General features: G+C 69.1%; 18 protein-coding genes and 1 riboswitch. Of the genes, 7 read left to right on the forward strand and 11 right to left on the reverse strand.

Annotated elements, in window-relative coordinates; all coding sequences use genetic code 11:
* Positions 1 to 16: 16 nt before the first annotated feature.
* Positions 17 to 1,090, reverse strand: coding sequence for an SIS domain-containing protein (locus ABEA82_RS05950; RefSeq protein ID WP_345660310.1), 1,074 nt, complete (start codon positions 1,088 to 1,090; stop codon positions 17 to 19).
* Between the two features lie 247 nt (positions 1,091 to 1,337).
* Between ABEA82_RS05950 and nagB the strand changes: the two genes are divergently transcribed.
* Complete coding sequence (gene nagB / locus ABEA82_RS05955) at positions 1,338 to 2,123, forward strand: glucosamine-6-phosphate deaminase (protein WP_345660311.1); 786 nt, start codon at positions 1,338 to 1,340, stop codon at positions 2,121 to 2,123.
* A gap of 22 nt (positions 2,124 to 2,145) precedes the next feature.
* Here the strand turns inward: nagB and ABEA82_RS05960 are convergent, their stop codons facing one another.
* From ABEA82_RS05960 to ABEA82_RS05985, 6 genes are all read right to left on the reverse strand, one after another.
* Positions 2,146 to 2,691 carry a hypothetical protein gene (locus ABEA82_RS05960; RefSeq protein WP_345660312.1) on the reverse strand — a complete coding sequence of 182 codons (546 nt, stop codon included), beginning with the start codon at positions 2,689 to 2,691 and terminating at the stop codon, positions 2,146 to 2,148.
* Entirely contained in the window at positions 2,688 to 2,936 is a 249-nt protein-coding gene (locus ABEA82_RS05965; protein WP_003992865.1) for a helix-turn-helix transcriptional regulator, read from the reverse strand. Before ABEA82_RS05965 ends, ABEA82_RS05960 begins: the two co-directional genes overlap by 4 nt.
* 30 nt (positions 2,937 to 2,966) lie before the next feature.
* A complete protein-coding gene (locus ABEA82_RS05970) occupies positions 2,967 to 4,499 on the reverse strand; it encodes a glycoside hydrolase family 3 protein (protein WP_345660313.1) in 1,533 nt (510 codons plus the stop codon).
* Between the two features lie 9 nt (positions 4,500 to 4,508).
* On the reverse strand, positions 4,509 to 5,348 hold the full coding sequence (locus ABEA82_RS05975) for a carbohydrate ABC transporter permease (protein WP_345660314.1): 840 nt from the start codon (positions 5,346 to 5,348) through the stop codon (positions 4,509 to 4,511).
* The gene (locus tag ABEA82_RS05980) at positions 5,345 to 6,331 is read right to left on the reverse strand and encodes a carbohydrate ABC transporter permease (protein ID WP_345660315.1); all 987 of its coding nucleotides are present in this window, start codon (positions 6,329 to 6,331) and stop codon (positions 5,345 to 5,347) included. Before ABEA82_RS05980 ends, ABEA82_RS05975 begins: the two co-directional genes overlap by 4 nt.
* 73 nt (positions 6,332 to 6,404) lie before the next feature.
* Positions 6,405 to 7,688 (reverse strand): extracellular solute-binding protein, encoded by a 1,284-nt coding sequence (locus tag ABEA82_RS05985; RefSeq protein WP_345660316.1) that lies wholly within the window; start codon positions 7,686 to 7,688, stop codon positions 6,405 to 6,407.
* 314 nt (positions 7,689 to 8,002) lie between these two features.
* On the opposite strand from ABEA82_RS05985, the gene ABEA82_RS05990 reads away from it, so the two are divergent.
* The 5 genes from ABEA82_RS05990 to ABEA82_RS06010 all read left to right on the forward strand — a co-directional run bounded on the left by ABEA82_RS05990 (position 8,003) and on the right by ABEA82_RS06010 (position 14,570).
* The gene (locus ABEA82_RS05990) at positions 8,003 to 8,767 is read left to right on the forward strand and encodes a GntR family transcriptional regulator (RefSeq protein WP_345660317.1); all 765 of its coding nucleotides are present in this window, start codon (positions 8,003 to 8,005) and stop codon (positions 8,765 to 8,767) included.
* A gap of 149 nt (positions 8,768 to 8,916) precedes the next feature.
* Complete coding sequence (locus ABEA82_RS05995) at positions 8,917 to 9,183, forward strand: DUF3311 domain-containing protein (protein WP_003992859.1); 267 nt, start codon at positions 8,917 to 8,919, stop codon at positions 9,181 to 9,183.
* Entirely contained in the window at positions 9,180 to 10,805 is a 1,626-nt protein-coding gene (gene mctP, locus ABEA82_RS06000; RefSeq protein ID WP_345660318.1) for a monocarboxylate uptake permease MctP, read from the forward strand. Before ABEA82_RS05995 ends, mctP begins: the two co-directional genes overlap by 4 nt.
* A 135-nt stretch (positions 10,806 to 10,940) precedes the next feature.
* Positions 10,941 to 11,080: riboswitch (cobalamin riboswitch) on the forward strand.
* Between the two features lie 122 nt (positions 11,081 to 11,202).
* Positions 11,203 to 13,563, forward strand: a complete 2,361-nt coding sequence (locus ABEA82_RS06005; RefSeq protein ID WP_345660319.1) for a ribonucleoside-diphosphate reductase subunit alpha — start codon at positions 11,203 to 11,205, stop codon at positions 13,561 to 13,563.
* Complete coding sequence (locus ABEA82_RS06010) at positions 13,563 to 14,570, forward strand: ribonucleotide-diphosphate reductase subunit beta (RefSeq protein ID WP_345660320.1); 1,008 nt, start codon at positions 13,563 to 13,565, stop codon at positions 14,568 to 14,570. Before ABEA82_RS06005 ends, ABEA82_RS06010 begins: the two co-directional genes overlap by 1 nt.
* Here the strand turns inward: ABEA82_RS06010 and ABEA82_RS06015 are convergent.
* On the reverse strand, positions 14,483 to 14,725 hold the full coding sequence (locus ABEA82_RS06015) for a hypothetical protein (RefSeq protein WP_345660321.1): 243 nt from the start codon (positions 14,723 to 14,725) through the stop codon (positions 14,483 to 14,485). The genes ABEA82_RS06010 and ABEA82_RS06015 overlap by 88 nt on opposite strands.
* Positions 14,726 to 14,818: 93 nt before the next feature.
* On the opposite strand from ABEA82_RS06015, the gene ABEA82_RS06020 reads away from it, so the two are divergent.
* Positions 14,819 to 15,781 carry a GlxA family transcriptional regulator gene (locus tag ABEA82_RS06020; protein ID WP_345660322.1) on the forward strand — a complete coding sequence of 321 codons (963 nt, stop codon included), beginning with the start codon at positions 14,819 to 14,821 and terminating at the stop codon, positions 15,779 to 15,781.
* A 12-nt stretch (positions 15,782 to 15,793) separates the two neighbouring features.
* Here ABEA82_RS06020 and ABEA82_RS06025 read toward each other — a convergent pair whose 3' ends face one another.
* From ABEA82_RS06025 to def, 3 genes are all read right to left on the reverse strand, one after another.
* The gene (locus tag ABEA82_RS06025; protein WP_345660323.1) at positions 15,794 to 17,164 is read right to left on the reverse strand and encodes a bifunctional albaflavenone monooxygenase/terpene synthase; all 1,371 of its coding nucleotides are present in this window, start codon (positions 17,162 to 17,164) and stop codon (positions 15,794 to 15,796) included.
* Positions 17,161 to 18,246: an epi-isozizaene synthase gene (gene cyc1 / locus ABEA82_RS06030; RefSeq protein WP_345660324.1), complete on the reverse strand. Its 1,086-nt coding sequence runs from the start codon at positions 18,244 to 18,246 to the stop codon at positions 17,161 to 17,163. The genes ABEA82_RS06025 and cyc1 overlap by 4 nt, the downstream gene beginning before the upstream one ends.
* A gap of 306 nt (positions 18,247 to 18,552) precedes the next feature.
* The gene (def, locus tag ABEA82_RS06035) at positions 18,553 to 19,203 is read right to left on the reverse strand and encodes a peptide deformylase (protein ID WP_345660325.1); all 651 of its coding nucleotides are present in this window, start codon (positions 19,201 to 19,203) and stop codon (positions 18,553 to 18,555) included.
* Positions 19,204 to 19,288 lie beyond the last annotated feature (85 nt).

Consider the following 19,288-nt stretch of genomic DNA (forward strand, 5'->3'; position numbering starts at 1 on the left):
CACACCTCTCCCGCCCTCAGCGAGTCTCCGTCACCTTCGCCAGCGCGCGGGGCGCGTCCGGGTCCTGGCCGCGGGCGATGGTGACTTCGTAGGCCAGGAGCTGGAGGGGGATGATCTCCAGGACGGGTTGGACCTCCTCGGCCACGTCGTCCGTCGGCAGGACGAAGCCGGCCGACGCCTGCCCGACCTGGCTCTTGGGGCCGATGACGACCAGGTCGGCGCCGCGGCCGCGCAACCGGTCGAGGACGGGCTGGAGCGCTTCCCCACCCTTGCCGTCGGTGACCACGGCGATGACCGGAGACACGTTGTCGACCATGGCGAGCGGTCCGTGCAGCAGATCGGCGCCGGAGTAGGAGAGGGCGGGGATGTAGCTGGTCTCCATCAGCTTGAGGGCGGCCTCCTTGGCCGTGGGATAGCCGTAGCCGCGTGAGGTGATCACCATGCGTTCGGCGAAGCGGTAGCGGGCGGCGAGGGCGCGCACCTCGTCCTGCCGGGCGAGCAGCTGCTCGGCGAGGTCGGGCAGCACGCGCGCGGGCGCCCCGTCGCCGCCCCGCAGACCCTCGACGAACAGATAGAGCGCGAGGAGGGAGGCGGTGTACGTCTTGGTCGCGGGGAGGGCCTTCTCCGGCCCGGCCATGATGTCGATGTGGTATTCGGAGACTTCGGCGAGCGGTGAGTCCGGGTTGTTGGTGACGGCCAGCGTGATGGCGCCGGCCTCGCGGGCGGCCCGGGTCGAGGCGACCAGGTCCGGGGAACCTCCGGACTGGCTGACGGTGATGACGAGGACGTCGGTGAGGTCGGGCCGGGCGCCGTAGGCCGTGGTGGTGGACATCGAGGTGAGCCCGCAGGGCAGGCCTAGTCGGATCTCCAGAAGGTACTTGGCGTAGAGGGCGGCGTTGTCGGAGGTGCCGCGGGCGGTCAGCAGGACGAAGCGCGGTGCACGGGCGGCGATCCGTCGCGCCACGTCCTGGATGGCGGGGGCGCCGTCGGCCAGGATCCGGCGCAGGATGGCGGGTTGTTCCGCCATCTCCCGGGCCATGGTCCGGCCCGGGAGCTCGCCGAGGGGGTCCGGTGCGGGGGCGGCGGTCATGGCGGGTCCTTCCGGAGCACGGGCAGATGCAGGTCCCATTCCACTCCCCCACACCGTGGAACGCCCACGCGGGACCGGCACTGTTCACCTGCCGGAGACCTGGTCGGCATGGTGCGACCGACTGCTCGGGAGCGGGTTCCCGCACCCTGGGAGCGGCGCCCCTGCTCTGCTAGATTGGTCTAAACCACACGACCCCCCTCCGGGTCCGGTCCCAGTTGAGCGCTCCTCTCAGATCGGCAGGCCCAGCGTGGAAGTTGTCATCGTCCCGGACGCCAAGGCGGGCGGCGAGCTCATCGCCGAGGCCATGGCTCAGCTGCTTCGGCGTAAGCCCGGCGCCCTGCTCGGCGTGGCCACCGGCTCGACGCCGCTCCCTGTCTACGAGGCGCTGGCGGCGAAGGTGCGCTCCGGTGCCGTGGACGTGGCGCGGGCGCGCATCGCACAGCTCGACGAGTACGTGGGGCTGCCCGCCGACCATCCGGAGTCGTACCGTTCGGTGCTGCGGCGTGAGGTGCTGGAGCCGCTCGGGATCGGGATGGACCAGTTCACGGGACCGGACGGCACGGCCGAGGACGTGCAACGGGCGTGCGAGGCGTACGACAAGGCTCTCGCGGACGCCGGGGGTGTGGACCTTCAGCTGCTCGGGATCGGGACCGACGGGCACATAGGGTTCAACGAGCCGTGCTCGTCACTGGCCTCCCGGACCCGGATCAAGACGCTGACCCAGCAGACCCGGATCGACAACGCGCGCTTCTTCGACGGCGACATCGACCAGGTGCCGCACCACGTGATCACGCAGGGCATCGGCACCATCCTGGAGGCCCGGCACCTGGTGCTGCTCGCCACCGGCGAGGGCAAGGCGGACGCGGTCGCGGCGACGGTGGAAGGGCCGGTCGCCGCGGTGTGCCCCGCGTCCGCGCTCCAGCTCCACCCGCACGCGACCGTCGTCGTCGACGAGCCCGCGGCGTCGAAGCTGAAGCTGGCGGACTACTTCCGGCACACGTACGTCAACAAGCCGGACTGGCAGGGGATCTAGAGCCTGTCGTTCGGATCAGGCCCTAGCGGCCCAGCGCCTCCGCCTCCAGTACGTCGTCCTCGGTCGGCTCGTCCTGGACCCGCAGGCCCGCCACCCACAGCGGCATCACCCAGTGGGTGACGAGGACGGCGACGAGCAGGGGCGCGGCATAGGCCTTCGGGGCGTCGCCGTCGGCCAGGCCCGCCGCGAGCAGGGCCAGTACCGCCGTGGCCAGCAGCAGGGTGGTCACGCGGTGGGACCGGGCCAGGACTCGGCTGCGTTCGGCGGACTGGCGCTCGTCCAGCGCGTGTTGGCGCAGCTCCAGCAGGCCCCGGGTGGCGCCGTTGATCACGCCGGTCGCGACCATCCAGGGAAGCATCAGCGCCGCCGTCGCGGCGACGGGCCACAGCGGCTCTCCCTCGGCGAGGTAGAAGTGGGTCATCAGTGCGCCGATGGCCACGGTGAGGGTGATGTGCGAGGCGACGGCCAGGCGGCGGCGTGCCGCCGTGGCGTACCACGCCGCCCCGCGGCGGTCGTTCATCAGCCGCAGCATGGTCCGGTCGTACCGGGTGAGGCGTGTCGTCGTCATGGCTGGTTCCTCCCGTAGACCTCGTCCGTGAGCGGCCGGAACGGTTCGAGGGAGAACAGGGCCTCGACCGGCAGTCCGAAGAACTTCGAGATCTTCAGCGCCAGGTCGAGGCTCGGGTTGTACTGGCCCCGCTCGATGTAGCCGATGGTCTGGTAGTGGGCTCCCACTGCCTCGGCCAGGCTCTGGCGCGACACCTTCCGTTCGGCGCGCACCATGGCCAACCTGTTGTGCACCTGCTCGCTCATGTATAAGAAGTACTACATTCGGAAGGAGCCTTACAACCCCGCGATCACCTCGGCCGCCGCCCGGCCGCAGACGCGGGCCGCTCCGTGGGTGGCGATGTGGAGGGCGCCGCGCGGGGTGGCCTGGGGGACGCCCATCTCGACCACGATCGTGTCGGGGCGGGCGGCCAGCAGGGTGTCCAGGGCCGAGGCCATCCAGGGGTGGCGGTGCTCGTCGCGGACGACGGCGACGATGCGGCGTGGTCCGGCCGCCTGGAGGGCCGCCCGCCCGGCCTCCTCACCGGCCTCGTCCTCCTTGCCGTCCGCGGCGGCGGAGAAGGTGCCGGTCACCGTGCCCGGCAGGAGGTGGAGGAGTTCGGCGGCGACGCCCCAGGGGGTCTCGTCGCCGACCGCGATGTTGGCGACGGGGGTGAGGGCGGCGACGTAGGGCGGTTCGGTGAGGGGCTTGAAGCTCTCCGGGCTTCCCGCGGCGGGGGCGGCGGTCACCGTCAGGGCGCGGCGGGCGGCGTGCAGCCCGACCTCACTCCCGGTGCTCTCCGCGGGCGTGCGACCAGCCGTGCTCGCCCAGCGGGCGAGTGCGCGTACCCGGTCCGCGGCGTCGGCCAGACGTTCCTCGGGCAGGTCACCCCTGCGTACGGCCGCGACCAGGGCGTCCCGCAGCCGGAGTACGGTCGCGTCGTCGGCCAGGCCGCCGCCCACGCAGATCGCGTCCGCACCGGCGGCGACGGCGAGGACGCTGCCGTGCTCGATGCCGTAGGTGCCGGCGATGGCCCGCATCTCCATGCCGTCGGTGACGATGAGGCCGTCGTAGCCGAGGTCGCCGCGCAGCAGGCCGGTCAGGATGCGCCGGGAAAGCGTGGCGGGGCGGTCGGGGTCCAGGGCCGGGACCAGGATGTGGGCGCTCATCACGGCCCGGGTGCCGGCGGCGATGGCCGCGCGGAACGGAGTCAGTTCGCGCTCCGCCAGCACGTCGGCGGAGACGTCGATGCGCGGGAGCGCGTGGTGGGAGTCGACGGCCGTGTCGCCGTGCCCCGGGAAGTGCTTGGTGCAGGCGGCGACCCCGGCGGACTGCAGGCCCGTCACGTAGGCCGCGGTGTGCCGGGCGGCCAGTTCGGTGTCGGCGCCGAAGGAGCGGACGCCGATCACCGGGTTGCGGGGGTCGGAGTTCACGTCGGCGGAGGGGGCCCAGTTGAGGTTGACGCCGCAGGCCGCCAGACGGCGGCCCAGCTCGTGGGCGACCTGGTGGGTGAGCTCCACGTCGTCGACCGCGCCGAGGGCGTGGTTGCCCGGGAAGGAGGAGCCGCTGCGCACCTCCAGGCGGGTCACGTCACCGCCTTCCTCGTCGATCGCGACCAGGACGTCGTCGCGCTCGGCCCGCAACCGGGCGGTCAGCGCCGCCAGCTGGCCGGGGGAGGCGATGTTGCGGCCGAACAGGCCGACGGAGGCGAGGCCCTCGCCGAGTCGGCGCAGCAGCCAGTCGGGGGCGGTGGTACCGGTGAAGCCGGGCTGGAGAACCGTCAGGGCGTCACGCGTGAGCGTGTCGGTACCGCCGGCGAGTGTCGTCATCGGGTGGGGTCATCCCTTCACGGCGCCCGCGGTCAGGCCCGCGGCCATCTTGCGCTGGACGAGGAGGAACAGGGCGACGATCGGCACGGCCATCATCGTGGCGCCGGCCATCATCGGGGCGTATTCGGTGCCGTGCTTGGTGGTGAAGTTGCCGAGCCAGACGGTCGCGGTCTGGTTCTTCTGGCTGAGCAGCATCAGGGCGTACAGGTACTCGTTCCAGGCCTGGATGAAGCCGTAGACCGAGGTGGCGACCATGCCGGGGGCCAGGAGCGGGAAGACGACCCGCAGGAAGGCGCCCGTGCGGGAGCAGCCGTCGACCATGGCCGCCTCCTCCAGCTCCTTGGGGATGTTGACGATGAAGCCCCGCAGTGTCCACACCGTGAAGGGGAGGATGAAGGTCAGGTACGTGATGATGAGGCCGGTGAGCCGGTCGTACTGGCCCAGGTCGTTCAGGAGCAGGAACACCGGGATGATCATGGCGACCAGCGGCACCATCTGGACCGCGAGGATGCCCACGATCACGATCTTCCGGCCGCGGAAGGCGAAGCGGGAGATGGCGAGCGCGGCCAGCAGTCCGACGGCCATGCCGATGACGACCACCGCGAGCGACACCACGAGGCTGCGGCCCACCGGGCCCCAGAAGTCGGCGATGTCCAGTGCCCGGCCGAAGTTGGCGAAGGTGATGCCGGTCGGCAGCAGGCTCGGGTCGGGGTCGATGGCGTCCTTGGCGGGTTTGAACGCGGTGTTGAGCATCCAGTAGAGCGGGAAGCCGGCGGTGACGAAGACGAGAAGCCCGAGGAGGTTCCACCAGAGTCTCGGCGCCCGCCGGGGCGCCACAGTGCCGCTCATTCGACCTCTCCGATCTTCAGCATCTGCCGCATGTAGACGGCGACCACGCCGAGCAGCAGCAGGACGGTGATCAGCGCGATGGCCGAGCCCTGGGCGTAGTCGTTGACCACGAAGGCCCGGTCGTAGGAGTAGGTGTTGAGGACCTGGAACTCCGGCTCGGGGTGGCCGTTGCGCATGACGAACACCTGCGGGAAGACACCCATGTCCCAGATGACCGACAGGGTCGTGAGCATCACGATGATCGGCTTGAGGACGGGCAGGGTGACGTAGCGGAAGACGCCCCACGAGCCGGCGCCGTCCAGGCGGGCCGCCTCCTCCAGCTCCCTCGGCACCTGGGTGAGGCCCGCGCTGAGCGTGATGACCACGAACGGCACGGCCCCCCACACCACCAACAGCATGATCACGGCCAGTCCCTCGGGCCCGCTCGCGAACCAGTTGTGGCCGATCATGTCGACGCCGGGCAACGTGCTGAGCAGCGCGTTGAAGACGCCGTAGTCCGAGTCGAAGAGCCACTTGAAGACCGTGGTCGCCACGATCACGGGCATGCCCCAGCTCGCCACCAGCACGATGTTGATGAGCACCTTCAGCCAGCCCGAGACCCGCTGGAGCAGCAGGGCGAGCGCCATGCCGATCACCATCGTGAAGACGACGGCTCCGCCCGCGAAGACGAGGGTGCGCAGGACCACGGCCCAGAACTCCCCGTCACCCAGCACCTTGGCGAAGTTGTCGAAGCCGACCGTCTCGGCCGGCTGGAAGCCCCACAGCTGGGACTGCCCGAACTTCTGGAAGGACAGGGTGACCAGGCGGGCCAGCGGATAGCCCATGACCGCCGCGAGGACCAGCAGGCAGGGCGCGAGGAGCAGCCAGGGGATCGCGGCCCCGCCCGACGGCCGCCGCACGCGTGGCAGGTCGTCGGCGGGAGGTGGCGGTGCCTGCCGCGGTGGCGGCACCTTGGCGGGGGTGGTGGTGTCTGCGGCACTCATCGCGCGCTCCTTGGCGGTCCCTCAGGTCTTGACGGCGGCGGGGCTCCGCCGATGAGGGAGCCCCGCGCGAAGGTCACTTGGTGTTGATGACCTTGTCGATCGCGGCGTCCGCCTCCTTGGCGGCGGCCTCGACCGACTTCTTGCCGGTGCCGATGCTCTGCAGCATGGTCTGCAGGATCTGCGCCTTCTCGACCTGGCCCCAGCCGGGCGCCATCGGGACGAACCAGCTGGACTCGGCCGCGGTGGCGGGGACCGCCGTCTTCGGGTCGTTCTTGAGGGTCGCGAGGTCGGTCTTGTTGTTGGGCAGGTTGCCCTTGGCCATCAGGCCCTTCTGCCCGGAGGAGCCGGTGAACGCGTTGATCCATTCGGCGGCCAGGGCCTGCGCGTCGGACTTCACCGGCACGGCGAGGTCGCTGCCGCCCAGGAAGACGGGCATGTTCTTGCCGGACGGGCCGGGCATCACGAAGTTCTCGAGGTTGCCCTTGAGCTTGCCGGTCTTGTCGTTCTTGGGGTCCTCGGAGGTCGCGCCCTCCCAGGCGGCGGCGAAGATCATGGCGGACTTGCCCTGGCCGTAGACGATGTAGCGGTCGGACTCGTCCTTGGTCTTGTCGCCGTGCATGTACCTGTCGACGACGTTCTTGAACTCCTTCAGGCCCTTGAGGGACTCGGGCGAGGAGAGGGAGGCCTTCCACCGGCCGCCCGACTCGGTGGCGATGGCGCCGCCGGCGTCGTAGACGAAGGACATGGCCGCGTACCAGTCGCGGGTCGGCTGGTACCAGGCGCTGAACTTGCCGCCCTCCTTCTTCTGGATCTTGTCCAGGGCGGCGGTCAGCTCCTTGTAGGTCTTCGGAGGCGTCTTCACTCCGACCGAGGCCGCCACGTCCTTGCGCCAGTTGGCGACGCGGCCGCCGGCGTAGTAGGGGACGCCGTAGGTCTTGTCCTCGTAGGTCACCGAGGCCTTGAGGCCGTCCAGCCAGGCGTCCGAGTTGTCGAACTTCGCCGCGTCGAGGGGGGCGAAGGCGCCCTTGACCATGTAGCCGAGCATCTCGGTGTTGCCCATCTCGACCACGTCGGGGGCCTTGTCCGTGGCGAGGACGGCGTCGAGCTTGGCGTTCTTGTCGGGCCAGCCGTAGTACTCGTGGTTGATCTTGAGACCGGGGTGCTTCTTCTGCACCGCGGCGTCGGCGGCCTTCACCAGCTGCGGCCAGTTGTTCTGGGCGTCGACGGTCAGCCAGACGGTCAGCTCCTTGGCGTCCGCGCCCTTGTCCGAACCCCCGCTGCCGCCTTCGCCCCCGCACGCCGCGATGGAGACCATCATGCCCGCGATACCGATCGCGGATATCAGCTTGCGCTTCACGCCACCCTCCTCAGGGATGCCACGAACCCCCCTGCTCCCCGCGGTGAACGTGGGGCACCAGGACCTGGACCAATGGTGTAGACCAGTAGGGGGAGCTTGGACCAGACCAGCAGGCCTGTCAAGGGTCCGGTATGGGCTCTGACCAGCCGTTATGCGACCTACATATGCAGGGACCTTTAAGTAAGAAGCCAGCGAAAACCCAGGCGGGCACGGCATACTCCAGGTAGACCACTCGGAGTCGTGGACTAGACCAAAAGAGGCGCCGACGGTATACAAGTGGGATCGTGTCGGCAGAGGAGCCGGGAAGGCGGAGCATGAGCACCGACGTCAGCAGTGCGGAGAACGAGAACGGGGCACCCGTCCGTACCGCACGCGTGCCCAAGTACTACCGCCTGAAGAAGCACCTGCTGGACATGACCGACACCCAGGCGCCCGGCACGCCGGTCCCGCCCGAGCGCACGCTCGCGGCGGAGTTCGACACCTCGCGCACGACCGTGCGCCAGGCGCTCCAGGAGCTGGTCGTCGAGGGCCGGCTGGAACGCATCCAGGGCAAGGGCACCTTCGTCGCCAAGCCGAAGGTCTCGCAGGCGCTGCAACTGACCTCGTACACCGAGGACATGCGCGCCCAGGGCCTCGAACCCACCTCGCAGCTGCTGGACATCGGCTACATCACCGCCGACGACCGCCTCGCCGGCCTGCTCGACATCACGGCCGGTGGACGGGTGCTGCGCATCGAGCGGCTGCGCATGGCCAACGGCGAGCCGATGGCCATCGAGACCACCCACCTGAGCGCCAAGCGCTTCCCGGCGCTGCGCCGGTCGCTGGTGAAGTACACGTCCCTCTACACCGCGCTCGCCGAGGTCTACGACGTCCATCTCGCGGAGGCCGAGGAGACCATAGAGACCTCGCTGGCGACCCCGCGCGAGGCCGGCCTGCTCGGCACGGACGTCGGCCTGCCGATGCTGATGCTCTCCCGGCACTCGCTGGACCGCGAGGGCCGGCCGGTGGAATGGGTGCGGTCGGTGTACCGCGGGGACCGGTACAAGTTCGTCGCGCGGCTGAAGCGGCCCGCGGAGTGAAACCGGAATGAGGGACGGGGCTCCGCCGCTGCTGGGGCCGGGTTTCGGTTGGGTACCGCATTACGGACGAGGGGTTCCGTACGCGGCTCACCCTGACCTAGATTGCCTGCGCATTACACAGGTGATCACTGAGGGGACGGAGCCGCCTGATGTCGCAAGCCCCAGAAGCCAGTAGAGGGCCAGTGGTGACGCCGATGCGCGTCGTCATCGCCGTCTGCCTCATAGCGCCCTTCGTGGCCATGCTGTGGGTCGGCTCCTACGCCAAGACCGACCCGGCCTTCATCGGGATCCCGTTCTTCTACTGGTACCAGATGGCGTGGGTGCTGATCTCCACCGCTCTGACGATGATCGCCTACAAGCTGTGGCAGCGTGACCAGCGCGCCCGCTCGGCCGCGAAGGGCGGTGCGTCGGAGTGAAGGACGGCGTGAACGGCGTAGCGCTCGCCGTCTTCATCTTCTTCTTCCTGGCCGTGACGGTCATGGGCTTCCTGGCCGCGCGCTGGCGCAAGGCCGAGAACGACAGCCTCGACGAGTGGGGCCTGGGAGGCCGTTCCTTCGGCACCTGGATCACCTGGTTCCTGCTCGGCGGCGACCTGTACACGGCGTACACCTTCGTCGCCGTGCCGGCGGCGATCTACGCGGCGGGCGCGGCCGGCTTCTTCGCCGTGCCGTACACCATCCTGGTCTACCCCCTGATCTTCACGTTCCTCCCCCGCCTGTGGTCGGTGTCCCACAAGCACGGGTACGTCACGACCTCCGACTTCGTACGCGGCCGTTTCGGCTCCAAGGGGCTCTCCCTGGCCGTGGCCGTCACCGGCATCCTCGCCACGATGCCGTACATCGCGCTCCAGCTGGTCGGCATCCAGGCCGTGCTGGACGTGATGGGCATCGGCGGCGGCGAGAACACCAACTGGTTCATCAAGGACCTGCCGCTGCTGATCGCCTTCGGCGTGCTGGCGGCGTACACGTACTCGTCGGGTCTACGGGCACCCGCGCTGATCGCGTTCGTGAAGGACACGCTGATCTACATCGTCATCGCGGTGGCGATCATCTACATCCCGATCAAGCTGGGCGGCTTCGACGACATCTTCGCCAAGGCGGGCGACGCGTTCAGCCAGACCAACCCGGCGACGGGCGCGCCACGCGGTGCGCTGGCGCCGCCGGAGACGGGCCAGTGGACGTACGCCACGCTGGCGCTGGGCTCCGCGCTCGCCCTCTTCATGTACCCGCACTCCATCACGGCGACGCTGTCCTCGAAGAGCCGTGAGGTGATCCGCCGCAACACCACGATCCTGCCGCTGTACTCCCTCATGCTGGGCCTGCTGGCACTGCTCGGCTTCATGGCGATCGCGGCCGGGATCAAGGTGCAGAACGGGCAGCTGGCGATCCCGCAGCTGTTCGAGACCATGTTCCCGGACTGGTTCGCGGGTGTGGCCTTCGCGGCGATCGGCATCGGAGCGCTCGTGCCGGCGGCCATCATGTCCATCGCGGCCGCGAACCTCTTCACCCGCAACATCTACAAGGACTTCATCAGGCCCGACGCCACGCCCGAACAGGAGACCAAGGTCTCCAAGCTGGTCTCGCTGCTGGTGAAGGTGGGCGCGCTGGCCTTCGTCCTCACCATGGACAAGACGGTCGCCATCAACTTCCAGCTCCTCGGCGGCATCTGGATCCTCCAGACCTTCCCGGCGCTGGTCGGCGGCCTGTTCACCCGCTGGTTCCACCGCTGGGCGCTGCTCGCGGGCTGGGCGGTCGGCATGGTCTACGGCACGGTCGCCGCGTACGGTGTCGCCTCTCCGACCCAGAAGCACTTCGGCGGCTCCGCCAAGGAGATCCCCGGCATCGGCGAGATCGGCTACATCGGCCTCACGGCGTTCGTCCTGAACGTGGTGGTGACGGTGGTCCTGACCTTCGTCCTGAGGGCCGTCAAGGCCCCCGACGGCATCGACCAGACCAAGCCGGAGGACTACACGGCGGACGCGGGCGACCCCGGGGTCCAGGTGGAACTCCCGCCTGCCACCGCTGGTTCCGCGCACTAGGTCCAAGGGCGCGGGAAACTGCGCGAACAACCGCATACACCCCCGCAGCGGGCCACCGTGACAAAGCGTCACGGTGGCCCGCTGCCCTGTTCGACACAACATCTGGGGGTGCCACCGGAACCCGGCACAAGATGTATGCTCATGCTCGCTGTCGCCGCAGGGGAATCCGGTGCGAATCCGGAACTGTCCCGCAACGGTGTACTTGTGCATGTCTGTCTCCAGGGACGTCACGCACAGGAGTCAGTCCGAGGACCTGCCGACAGCGCACCCGGCCGCCGGCCGGTGTGCCCTGACGTCCGGGCCTCGTGGAATGGGCCGGTGGACGCGACGCCGTGTGCGCTCGTGTGCTGCCCCCCGCCCTCGACGAGGCCCCGTGCCGAGCGAGGGAGAGCCCCACGTGACCATCGCGCCAGCCGATCCGGTCTCAGCCGCCGAGGAACAGCACGACGGTCCCGGTGCCGCGCTGTTGCGGACCCTGACCGAGCTGACCGCCGACCTCCCCGACACCGACCCCGGCCGGGTCGCCGCCGCCGCGTTGCGCGGCCGGTCGGCGCGAGCCGACGAGGCGGAGTTGCGGGACCTGGCGACGGAGGCCGCGGCCGGTCTGATCTCCGAGGACCCCGCCTACTCCCGGCTGGCCGCCCGGCTGCTGACGATCGGCATCCGCGCCGAGGCCGCCTCCCAGGGCGTCACGTCCTTCACCGAGTCCGTCGCGGTCGGGCACCGGGAGGGCCTCATCGCCGACCGGACCGCCGAGTTCGTACGGCTGCACGCGGCCCGGCTCGACGCGCTGATCGACCCCGTCGCCGACGACCGCTTCGGCTACTTCGGACTGCGCACGCTCCACAGCCGCTACCTGCTCCGGCACCCCCTCACCCGCAAGGTCGTCGAGACGCCCCAGCACTTCATGCTGCGCGTCGCCGCCGGCCTCGCGGAGGACGACACCGTCCGATCCGTCGACGAGGTCGCCGCGCTCTACCGGCTCATGAGCCGGCTCGACTACCTCCCCTCCTCCCCCACCCTGTTCAACTCCGGCACCCGGCACCCCCAGATGTCGTCCTGCTACCTCCTCGACTCCCCCAAGGACGAGCTGGACTCGATCTACGACCGGTACCACCAGGTGGCGCGGCTGTCGAAGCACGCCGGGGGCATCGGCCTCGCGTACTCCCGTATCCGCGCCCGCGGTTCACTGATCCGCGGCACCAACGGCCACTCCAACGGCATCGTCCCGTTCCTGAAGACCCTGGACGCCTCGGTCGCCGCCGTGAACCAGGGCGGCCGCCGCAAGGGCGCCGCCGCGGTCTACCTGGAGACCTGGCACTCCGACATCGAGGAGTTCCTGGAGCTGCGCGACAACACCGGCGAGGACGCCCGCCGTACGCACAACCTGAACCTCGCGCACTGGGTGCCGGACGAGTTCATGCGGCGGGTGAACGCCGACGCGCCGTGGTCGCTGTTCTCCCCCTCGGACGTGCCCGAGCTGGTCGACCTGTGGGGCGAGGAGTTCGACACCGCGTACCGGGCGGCCGAGGCGAAGGGCCTGGCGAAGAGGACCCTGCCCGCCCGCGAGCTGTACGGCCGCATGATGCGCACCCTCGCGCAGACCGGCAACGGCTGGATGACCTTCAAGGACGCCGCCAACCGCACCGCCAACCAGACGGCCGAGCCCGGACACGTCGTGCACTCCTCCAACCTCTGCACGGAGATCCTCGAGGTCACCAGCGACGGGGAGACTGCGGTCTGCAACCTGGGGTCGGTCAACCTCGGTGCCTTTGTCGACACATCGACCGGCGATCTCGACTGGGACCGGCTGGACGCCACCGTCCGCACCGCCGTGACCTTCCTCGACCGTGTCGTCGACATCAACTTCTACCCGACCGAGCAGGCCGGGCGGTCGAACTCCCGGTGGCGTCCGGTCGGCCTCGGCGCGATGGGTCTCCAGGACGTCTTCTTCAAGCTGCGTCTGCCTTTCGACTCGCCGGAGGCCAAGGCACTCTCCACCCGTATCGCCGAGCGGATCATGCTCGCCGCGTACGAGGCCTCCGCCGACCTGGCCGAGCGGAGCGGTCCGCTGCCGGCCTGGGAGAAGACCCGCACCGCCAGGGGCGTGCTGCACCCCGACCACTACGACGTCGAGCTCGCCTGGCCGGAGCGCTGGGCGGCCCTGCGGGAGCGCATCGCCACCACCGGCATGCGCAACTCCCTGCTCCTCGCCATCGCGCCCACGGCGACGATCGCCTCCATCGCGGGCGTGTACGAGTGCATCGAGCCGCAGGTGTCCAACCTGTTCAAGCGCGAGACGCTGTCGGGCGAGTTCCTCCAGGTCAACTCCTACCTGGTGGACGAGTTGAAGCGGCTCGGCGTGTGGGACGCCCGCAGCCGTGAGGCCCTGCGCGAGGCGAACGGCTCGGTGCAGGAGTTCGCCTGGATCCCCGAGGACGTCCGTGCCCTCTACCGCACGGCGTGGGAGATCCCGCAGCGCGGCCTGATCGACATGGCGGCGGCCAGGACCCCGTTCCTGGACCAGTCCCAGTCCCTGAATCTCTTCCTGGAGACGCCGACCATCGGCAAGCTCTCCTCGATGTACGCCTACGCCTGGAAGTCCGGGCTGAAGACGACGTACTACCTGCGGTCGCGTCCGGCGACCCGTATCGCCCGCGCCGCCCGGGCGAGCGTCCCCGTGCAGCAGACGGCACCGGACCCCGAAGCCGTCGCCTGCTCCCTGGAAAACCCCGAGTCCTGCGAGGCCTGCCAGTAATGACCACCCAGAACCTTCTCGACCCCGGCTTCGAGCTCACCCTGCGCCCCATGCGCTACCCGGACTTCTACGAGCGCTACCGGGACGCCATCAAGAACACCTGGACCGTGGAGGAGGTCGACCTCCACTCGGACGTCGCCGACCTCGCCAAGCTGTCACCGGCGGAGCAGCACCTGATCGGCCGCCTGGTCGCCTTCTTCGCGACGGGTGACTCGATCGTCGCGAACAACCTGGTGCTGACGCTGTACAAGCACATCAACTCCCCCGAGGCGCGGCTCTACCTGAGCCGCCAGCTCTTCGAGGAGGCCGTGCACGTCCAGTTCTATCTGACGCTCCTCGACACCTATCTGCCCGACCCGGAGGACCGCGCGGCGGCCTTCGCGGCCGTGGAGAACATCCCGTCCATCCGCGAGAAGGCCTCGTTCTGCTTCAAGTGGATGGACTCGGTGGAGAAGCTGGACCGGCTGGAGACCCAGGCGGACCGCCGCCGCTTCCTGCTGAACCTGATTTGCTTCGCCGCGTGCATCGAGGGCCTGTTCTTCTACGGCGCCTTCGCCTACGTCTACTGGTTCCGCAGCCGAGGCCTGCTGCACGGCCTCGCCACCGGCACCAACTGGGTGTTCCGCGACGAGACGATGCACATGTCCTTCGCCTTCGACGTGGTAGACACCGTCCGCAAGGAGGAGCCGGAGCTGTTCGACGACCGGCTCCAGCAGGAGGTGACGGACATGCTCCGGGAGGCCGTCGAGGCCGAGCTGCAGTTCGCGCGCGACCTGTGCGGTGACGGCCTCCCGGGCATGAACACCGAGTCGATGCGGCAGTACCTGGAGTGCGTCGCCGACCAGCGGCTCACCCGGCTCGGCTTCGCTCCGGTGTACGGCTCCGAGAACCCCTTCTCCTTCATGGAGCTCCAGGGGGTTCAGGAGTTGACCAACTTCTTCGAGCGGCGGCCCTCCGCGTACCAGGTGGCGGTGGAGGGCACCGTCGACCTGGACGAGGACTTCTGAGCCGGTTCGCTCTCCCTGGCCTCCTGGGCCTCCCGGATCTGACGGTCGATGCGCCTCTCGCGCACCAGGCCGAACACGGACGGGAGGATCAGGAGGACCAGGATCCCGAAGGTGGCGGTCAGTCCGATCAGGGCTTCGATCTGGTTGCTGTTCATGGACACCACTGTCGCGCTGATTGCTCCTTACCGTCAGTGGCAGTACTGCCGTAGACCCTCGAATTACTGCCACGGACGAGGCACACTGGGAGCATGCTGCAGAACGTGGCCGTCGCCCTGCTCGACGGCGTGAATCCCTTCGAACTGGGTGTGGTCTGCGAAGTCTTCGGCACCGACCGGAGCGACGAGGGCCTGCCGGTGTACGACTTCGCCGTCGCCTCGGCCGAGGGCCCGGTGCTGCGCATGAACTCCGGCTTCTCGCTCCACGCCGAGCACGGCCTGGAGCGGCTGGAGACGGCCGACCTGATCGCCGTGCCGGCCGGGCACAGCTACGCGTCCCGGGACTTCCCGCCGGAGCTGCTGGACGCCCTGCGGCGCGCGGTCGACCGCGGCGCCCGGGTGCTGAGCGTCTGCTCCGGCGTCTTCGTGCTGGCCGCGGCCGGGCTGTTGGACGGCCGCCGCTGTGCCACGCACTGGAAGCACGCCGAGGACCTCTCCCGGCTGTACCCGCGCGTGGTGGTCGAGCCGGACGTGCTCTACGTCGACGAGGACCCCGTGATCACCTCCGCCGGCACGGCCGCCGGCATCGACGCCTGTCTCCACCTGGTACGCAAGGAGCAGGGCTCCGAGGTCGCCAACAAGATCGCGCGGCGGATGGTGGTGCCACCGCACCGCGACGGCGGCCAGGCGCAGTACATCGAGCGCCCGCTCCCCCAGCCCGAGGGCGACACGATCGCCGAGGTGCTGGCCTGGATGGAGCGACATCTGGACGAGGAGGTCACGGTCGAGCAGCTCGCCGCCCACGCCCACATGTCCCCGCGCACCTTCGCCCGCCGCTTCCAGCAGGAGACGGGGACGACTCCCTACCGCTGGATCCTGCGCCAGCGCGTACTGCTGGCCCAGCGGCTGCTGGAGGCGACGGACGAGACGATGGACGCGATCGCCGGTCGAACAGGGTTCGGCAACGCGGCGACGCTGCGCCACCACTTCGTCCGGACGGTGGGGACGACACCGAACACCTACCGCCGGACGTTCAGAGGCCCCGAAGCGGCCTGAGGCACCGGACTGTCACCTCCGTACCGGCCGCAGCCGCAGGTCGTGCGGCCGGAGCGTGATACCGACCCGCGTGGCGGCGTTCGAACCGGCCACCTCTTCGAAGCGGTAGACGGTGGCCAGGGCCGCCGTGATCAGCGTCAGCTGCGCCATCGAGAAGTGGTCGCTCGGGCACTTGCGGTTGCCGGTGCTGAACGGGCTCATAGCGTGCTTCGGGATGTCCTTGACCCGGTCCGGGAGCCAGCGGTCGGGATCGAACTCCAGGTTCCGTTCGTACGACTTCGCATCGCGCTGGATCGCGTACGGGCTGTAGACGATGTCCGCACCGGCCGGAATGCGGTATCCGCCGAGTTCCGTCTCCCGGACCGCCCGCCGCGTCAGAATCCAGACGGCGGGACGCAAACGCATCGCCTCCACGACGACATTGTTGGTGTGCCTGAGGTTCCGGACGTCCTGGAATGCCACCGGCCTCCCTCCGGTGACGGCTTCTACTTCCTCACACACCTTGTCCGCGTGTTCCGGATGTTCCGCGAGCATGTGCAGGAGCCACATGATCGTGGATGCGACGGTTTCGCTGCCGGGAGTGAGGATCGCGACGACCTGGTCGTGGATCTCCTGTTCCCCGATGGGGTCGCCATTGTCGTCCTTCGCCTCCAGCAATGCCGTCAGCAAATCGTCCGGCTTTTGACCGGATGCCCGGCGCTCGGCGACGATCTCGTCGACCAGGAGATGCAAATCGGCCAATGCCCGGTTGAATTCGCGGTTGGCAGGAAGCGGCAGCCTGTAGAGCGGTCCGAGCGGCACCACCATCCGCCGGTACATCCCGCGGAAGACGGTGGCGAGCGCGACGCACAGCCGCTCCGCCCGCTCGTCCATATAGTCGCCGCGCAGCAGGCAGCGGGCCGCGACGCGCACGGCCACCCGGAAGGACTCGGAGGTGCAGTCGATGGTCTCCCCCGGCTTCCAGCGCTCGGTCAGCGCGTGTGCCTCCTCCTCCATGATCGGCCCGTAGGCCGGGATGGCGTCGAGCCGGAAGGCGGGCTGGATGGTGCGCCGCTGGCGCCGGTGCACCGGGCCGTTCGCCGTGGCCACGCCCTCCTTGCCGAGCAGGCCCTCCAGGGACTCCCACAGCGGCCCGGCGATGATGAAGTCGTTGCTCAGCGCGAGCGCGCCGGTGAGCTCCGGGGTGGTCACCGCGTACACCGTCTTCGGTCCGAGTTTCAGACGGACGACGTCGCCGTCGTCCCGGAGCCGGGACATGAACTCCAGTGGGTCGCGCACCAGCTTCCAGCCGTGCCCGAGGAAGGGCACCCCGCCGCCCGCCCGGGGCGGCTCACGCAGCTCGGGAGCGAGAGAGGCTTCGGGCTGTACGGACTCGACGGTCATTTCTCACCTGCCGCTTCGTTGTCGACGTATGGGGGCGTGGACCGGTCGTCCCAGCTGTCGACCATGTACCGGCCGGATTCGTGATGGAACCAGTAGACGGAACTGAACCAGTTCCGCATATTGCTCACACAGGCCCGCACGGCGGCGCTCAGTTCCTTTCCCCGCACGGTGCCGTCGGCGAGATCGTCGGCGAACCGTATTGCTTCCTCTTCGATGTCGAGGAATTCCGATATGCAGGTCTCGACACGGCGCCGGACTTCCACGATCGCCTGTTCCAGGGTCAGCCCCTCATGGGTGATGAGACTGATTCCGAGATTGTGCACCTCGTCGCCCGCAATTTCCTTCGGCAGCGAGCACAGGTCGTTGTACCAGGCGGCGAACTCCTGGCTCAGCAGGGCCGCCCGCCGGTATGCCGGGTGTTTCCGGACGGCATCCGGGAGTTCGCAGCCCGCGGCCGGCTCCAGCAGATCCGTCCAGATCCAGTGGGCGAAGGTGAGCCGGCGCAGACGGAGGTACTCCTCGACCGTCGGAACGATGCCGCGAGTGCGGTTGTGGAACTCCCGGTCGTAGGCGTCGATCACCGCGTGGAAGTGCCGGGCGAACCGGAGGTTCCACGTCCGCGGCAGAAACGCGTACAGCCGCGACACGCTGTCGGCGAACCCGGCGACCAGTGGGTCCTCGTGGTGCAGGTGTGCCGCCGGCGCGTCGAGCGCAGAGTGCAGGCGGTCCCGCAGGCGTCGCCAGGCGACCGGACGGTCGTGCACGATGTCGCGGTCGTGCCGGTCGTCCCAGACGAAGAACCAGGCGCTGTAGTCCGCTATCGCCTGCATGACCTCGTCGGGGGCGCCGATGTAGTACCCGGCCATGAGGTCCGTGTAGCACAGGCCGTCGGCATATTCCTCAACCTTGTCCGCGGGCATGAGCCGCTTTTCGAGCAGCCAGGCGCGGGTCTTCTCCTGGCACTTCGGCCAATACGCGTGGAGTTGCCGGGTAAACGCCGCCTCGATCACCGGGAGAGAGAGCGACGGTGGAACTGCGATCGTGGTCGGTGTCGATGTGGTGCCGTGTGACAAAGCATGCACGAACTAACCCCTCTCAGCCGCCAGTTGGCGCGAGCGCCCCTCCCTTCGTGCCGGGCGTGCGCCGTTGCATACCCCGCTCATCCCATTCAGCACCACAACTGACCGTCCTGGGAACGTATTTGCTTCATTCACTACCCCACAGTGCCGGGATCCTCCCGGTGCGTGACTGGCACCGGCTCACAAGAAGAGCGGATGCGATCGAACGTGCGACGCACGGACGAACGACACAGGAGAACGGCGTCTGTTCGGGATGGGAAACCCGAACAGACGCCGTTCTCCTGGTGAGGCTGAGGTGAGGCCGACGCCTCAGTCGTTGGCCACCACGGGGTAGCGGGGCTCGTTCTCGGCCATCTGCCGCAGCGCGTCCTTGCGTTCCCGCTTGGAGAGCCGGTCGATGTACAGGTAGCCGTAGAGGTGGTCCGTCTCGTGCTGCAAACACCGAGCGAAGTATCCGGTGCCGCGCACCTTGATCGGGTTGCCCTTCTCGTCCTGCCCGGTCACCTCGGCGTAGTCGGGCCGGGCCAGCGGCGCGTACGCGGTGGGCACCGACAGGCAGCCCTCGTTGCTGTCGTCCAGCCGGCGCTTCTCGGCGGGCAGTTCCACGAGCTTGGGGTTGCAGACGACACCGGTGTGCCGGACGCCCTCGTCGTCGGGGCAGTCGTAGACGAAGACCTTCGCGTCGACGCCGATCTGGTTGGCGGCGAGACCCACGCCCTCGGCGGTGCGCTGGCTGGCGAACATGTCCGCGACGAGCTGCTGGAACTCGTCACCGAAGTCGGTGACGTCCTTGCACTCCTTGTGCAGCACCGGGTTCCCGACCACCGTGATCGGCCGCGAGGTCCCCCGCTCCCGCCAGGCCGCCTCGCGCTCCTCGCAGTCCTCCGTGTCGATCACGTACCCCTCGTCATCGACGGGAAGCACGCCCGCACGCTGCTGATCGGTGTCCTGCTGAGCCATGACGTTACGTACGCCTTCCTGAACAAATCCAAGCTGGGATGCTGATACAGGGTACGGGGAAGGCGCCCCCTCAGGGGCCGGGGCT

Origin of the sequence: Streptomyces venetus (assembly GCF_039540295.1) — a bacterium.
Classification (GTDB): Bacteria; Actinomycetota; Actinomycetes; order Streptomycetales; family Streptomycetaceae; genus Streptomyces; species Streptomyces venetus.

Excerpts from the sequence above, each read along its gene's own strand:
- ABEA82_RS05965 (WP_003992865.1), bottom strand. The coding sequence starts at position 2,936 with ATGAGCGAGCAGGTGCACAACAGGTTGGCCATGGTGCGCGCCGAACGG.
- ABEA82_RS06025 (WP_345660323.1), bottom strand. The coding sequence starts at position 17,164 with ATGACCGTCGAGTCCGTACAGCCCGAAGCCTCTCTCGCTCCCGAGCTG.
- ABEA82_RS05990 (WP_345660317.1), top strand. The coding sequence starts at position 8,003 with ATGAGCACCGACGTCAGCAGTGCGGAGAACGAGAACGGGGCACCCGTC.
- ABEA82_RS05960 (WP_345660312.1), bottom strand. The coding sequence starts at position 2,691 with ATGACGACGACACGCCTCACCCGGTACGACCGGACCATGCTGCGGCTG.
- ABEA82_RS06020 (WP_345660322.1), top strand. The coding sequence starts at position 14,819 with ATGCTGCAGAACGTGGCCGTCGCCCTGCTCGACGGCGTGAATCCCTTC.
- ABEA82_RS06015 (WP_345660321.1), bottom strand. The coding sequence starts at position 14,725 with ATGAACAGCAACCAGATCGAAGCCCTGATCGGACTGACCGCCACCTTC.
- ABEA82_RS06010 (WP_345660320.1), top strand. The coding sequence starts at position 13,563 with ATGACCACCCAGAACCTTCTCGACCCCGGCTTCGAGCTCACCCTGCGC.
- def (WP_345660325.1), bottom strand. The coding sequence starts at position 19,203 with ATGGCTCAGCAGGACACCGATCAGCAGCGTGCGGGCGTGCTTCCCGTC.
- ABEA82_RS05980 (WP_345660315.1), bottom strand. The coding sequence starts at position 6,331 with ATGAGTGCCGCAGACACCACCACCCCCGCCAAGGTGCCGCCACCGCGG.
- ABEA82_RS05970 (WP_345660313.1), bottom strand. The coding sequence starts at position 4,499 with ATGACGACACTCGCCGGCGGTACCGACACGCTCACGCGTGACGCCCTG.
- ABEA82_RS05995 (WP_003992859.1), top strand. The coding sequence starts at position 8,917 with ATGTCGCAAGCCCCAGAAGCCAGTAGAGGGCCAGTGGTGACGCCGATG.
- ABEA82_RS05975 (WP_345660314.1), bottom strand. The coding sequence starts at position 5,348 with ATGAGCGGCACTGTGGCGCCCCGGCGGGCGCCGAGACTCTGGTGGAAC.
- ABEA82_RS05950 (WP_345660310.1), bottom strand. The coding sequence starts at position 1,090 with ATGACCGCCGCCCCCGCACCGGACCCCCTCGGCGAGCTCCCGGGCCGG.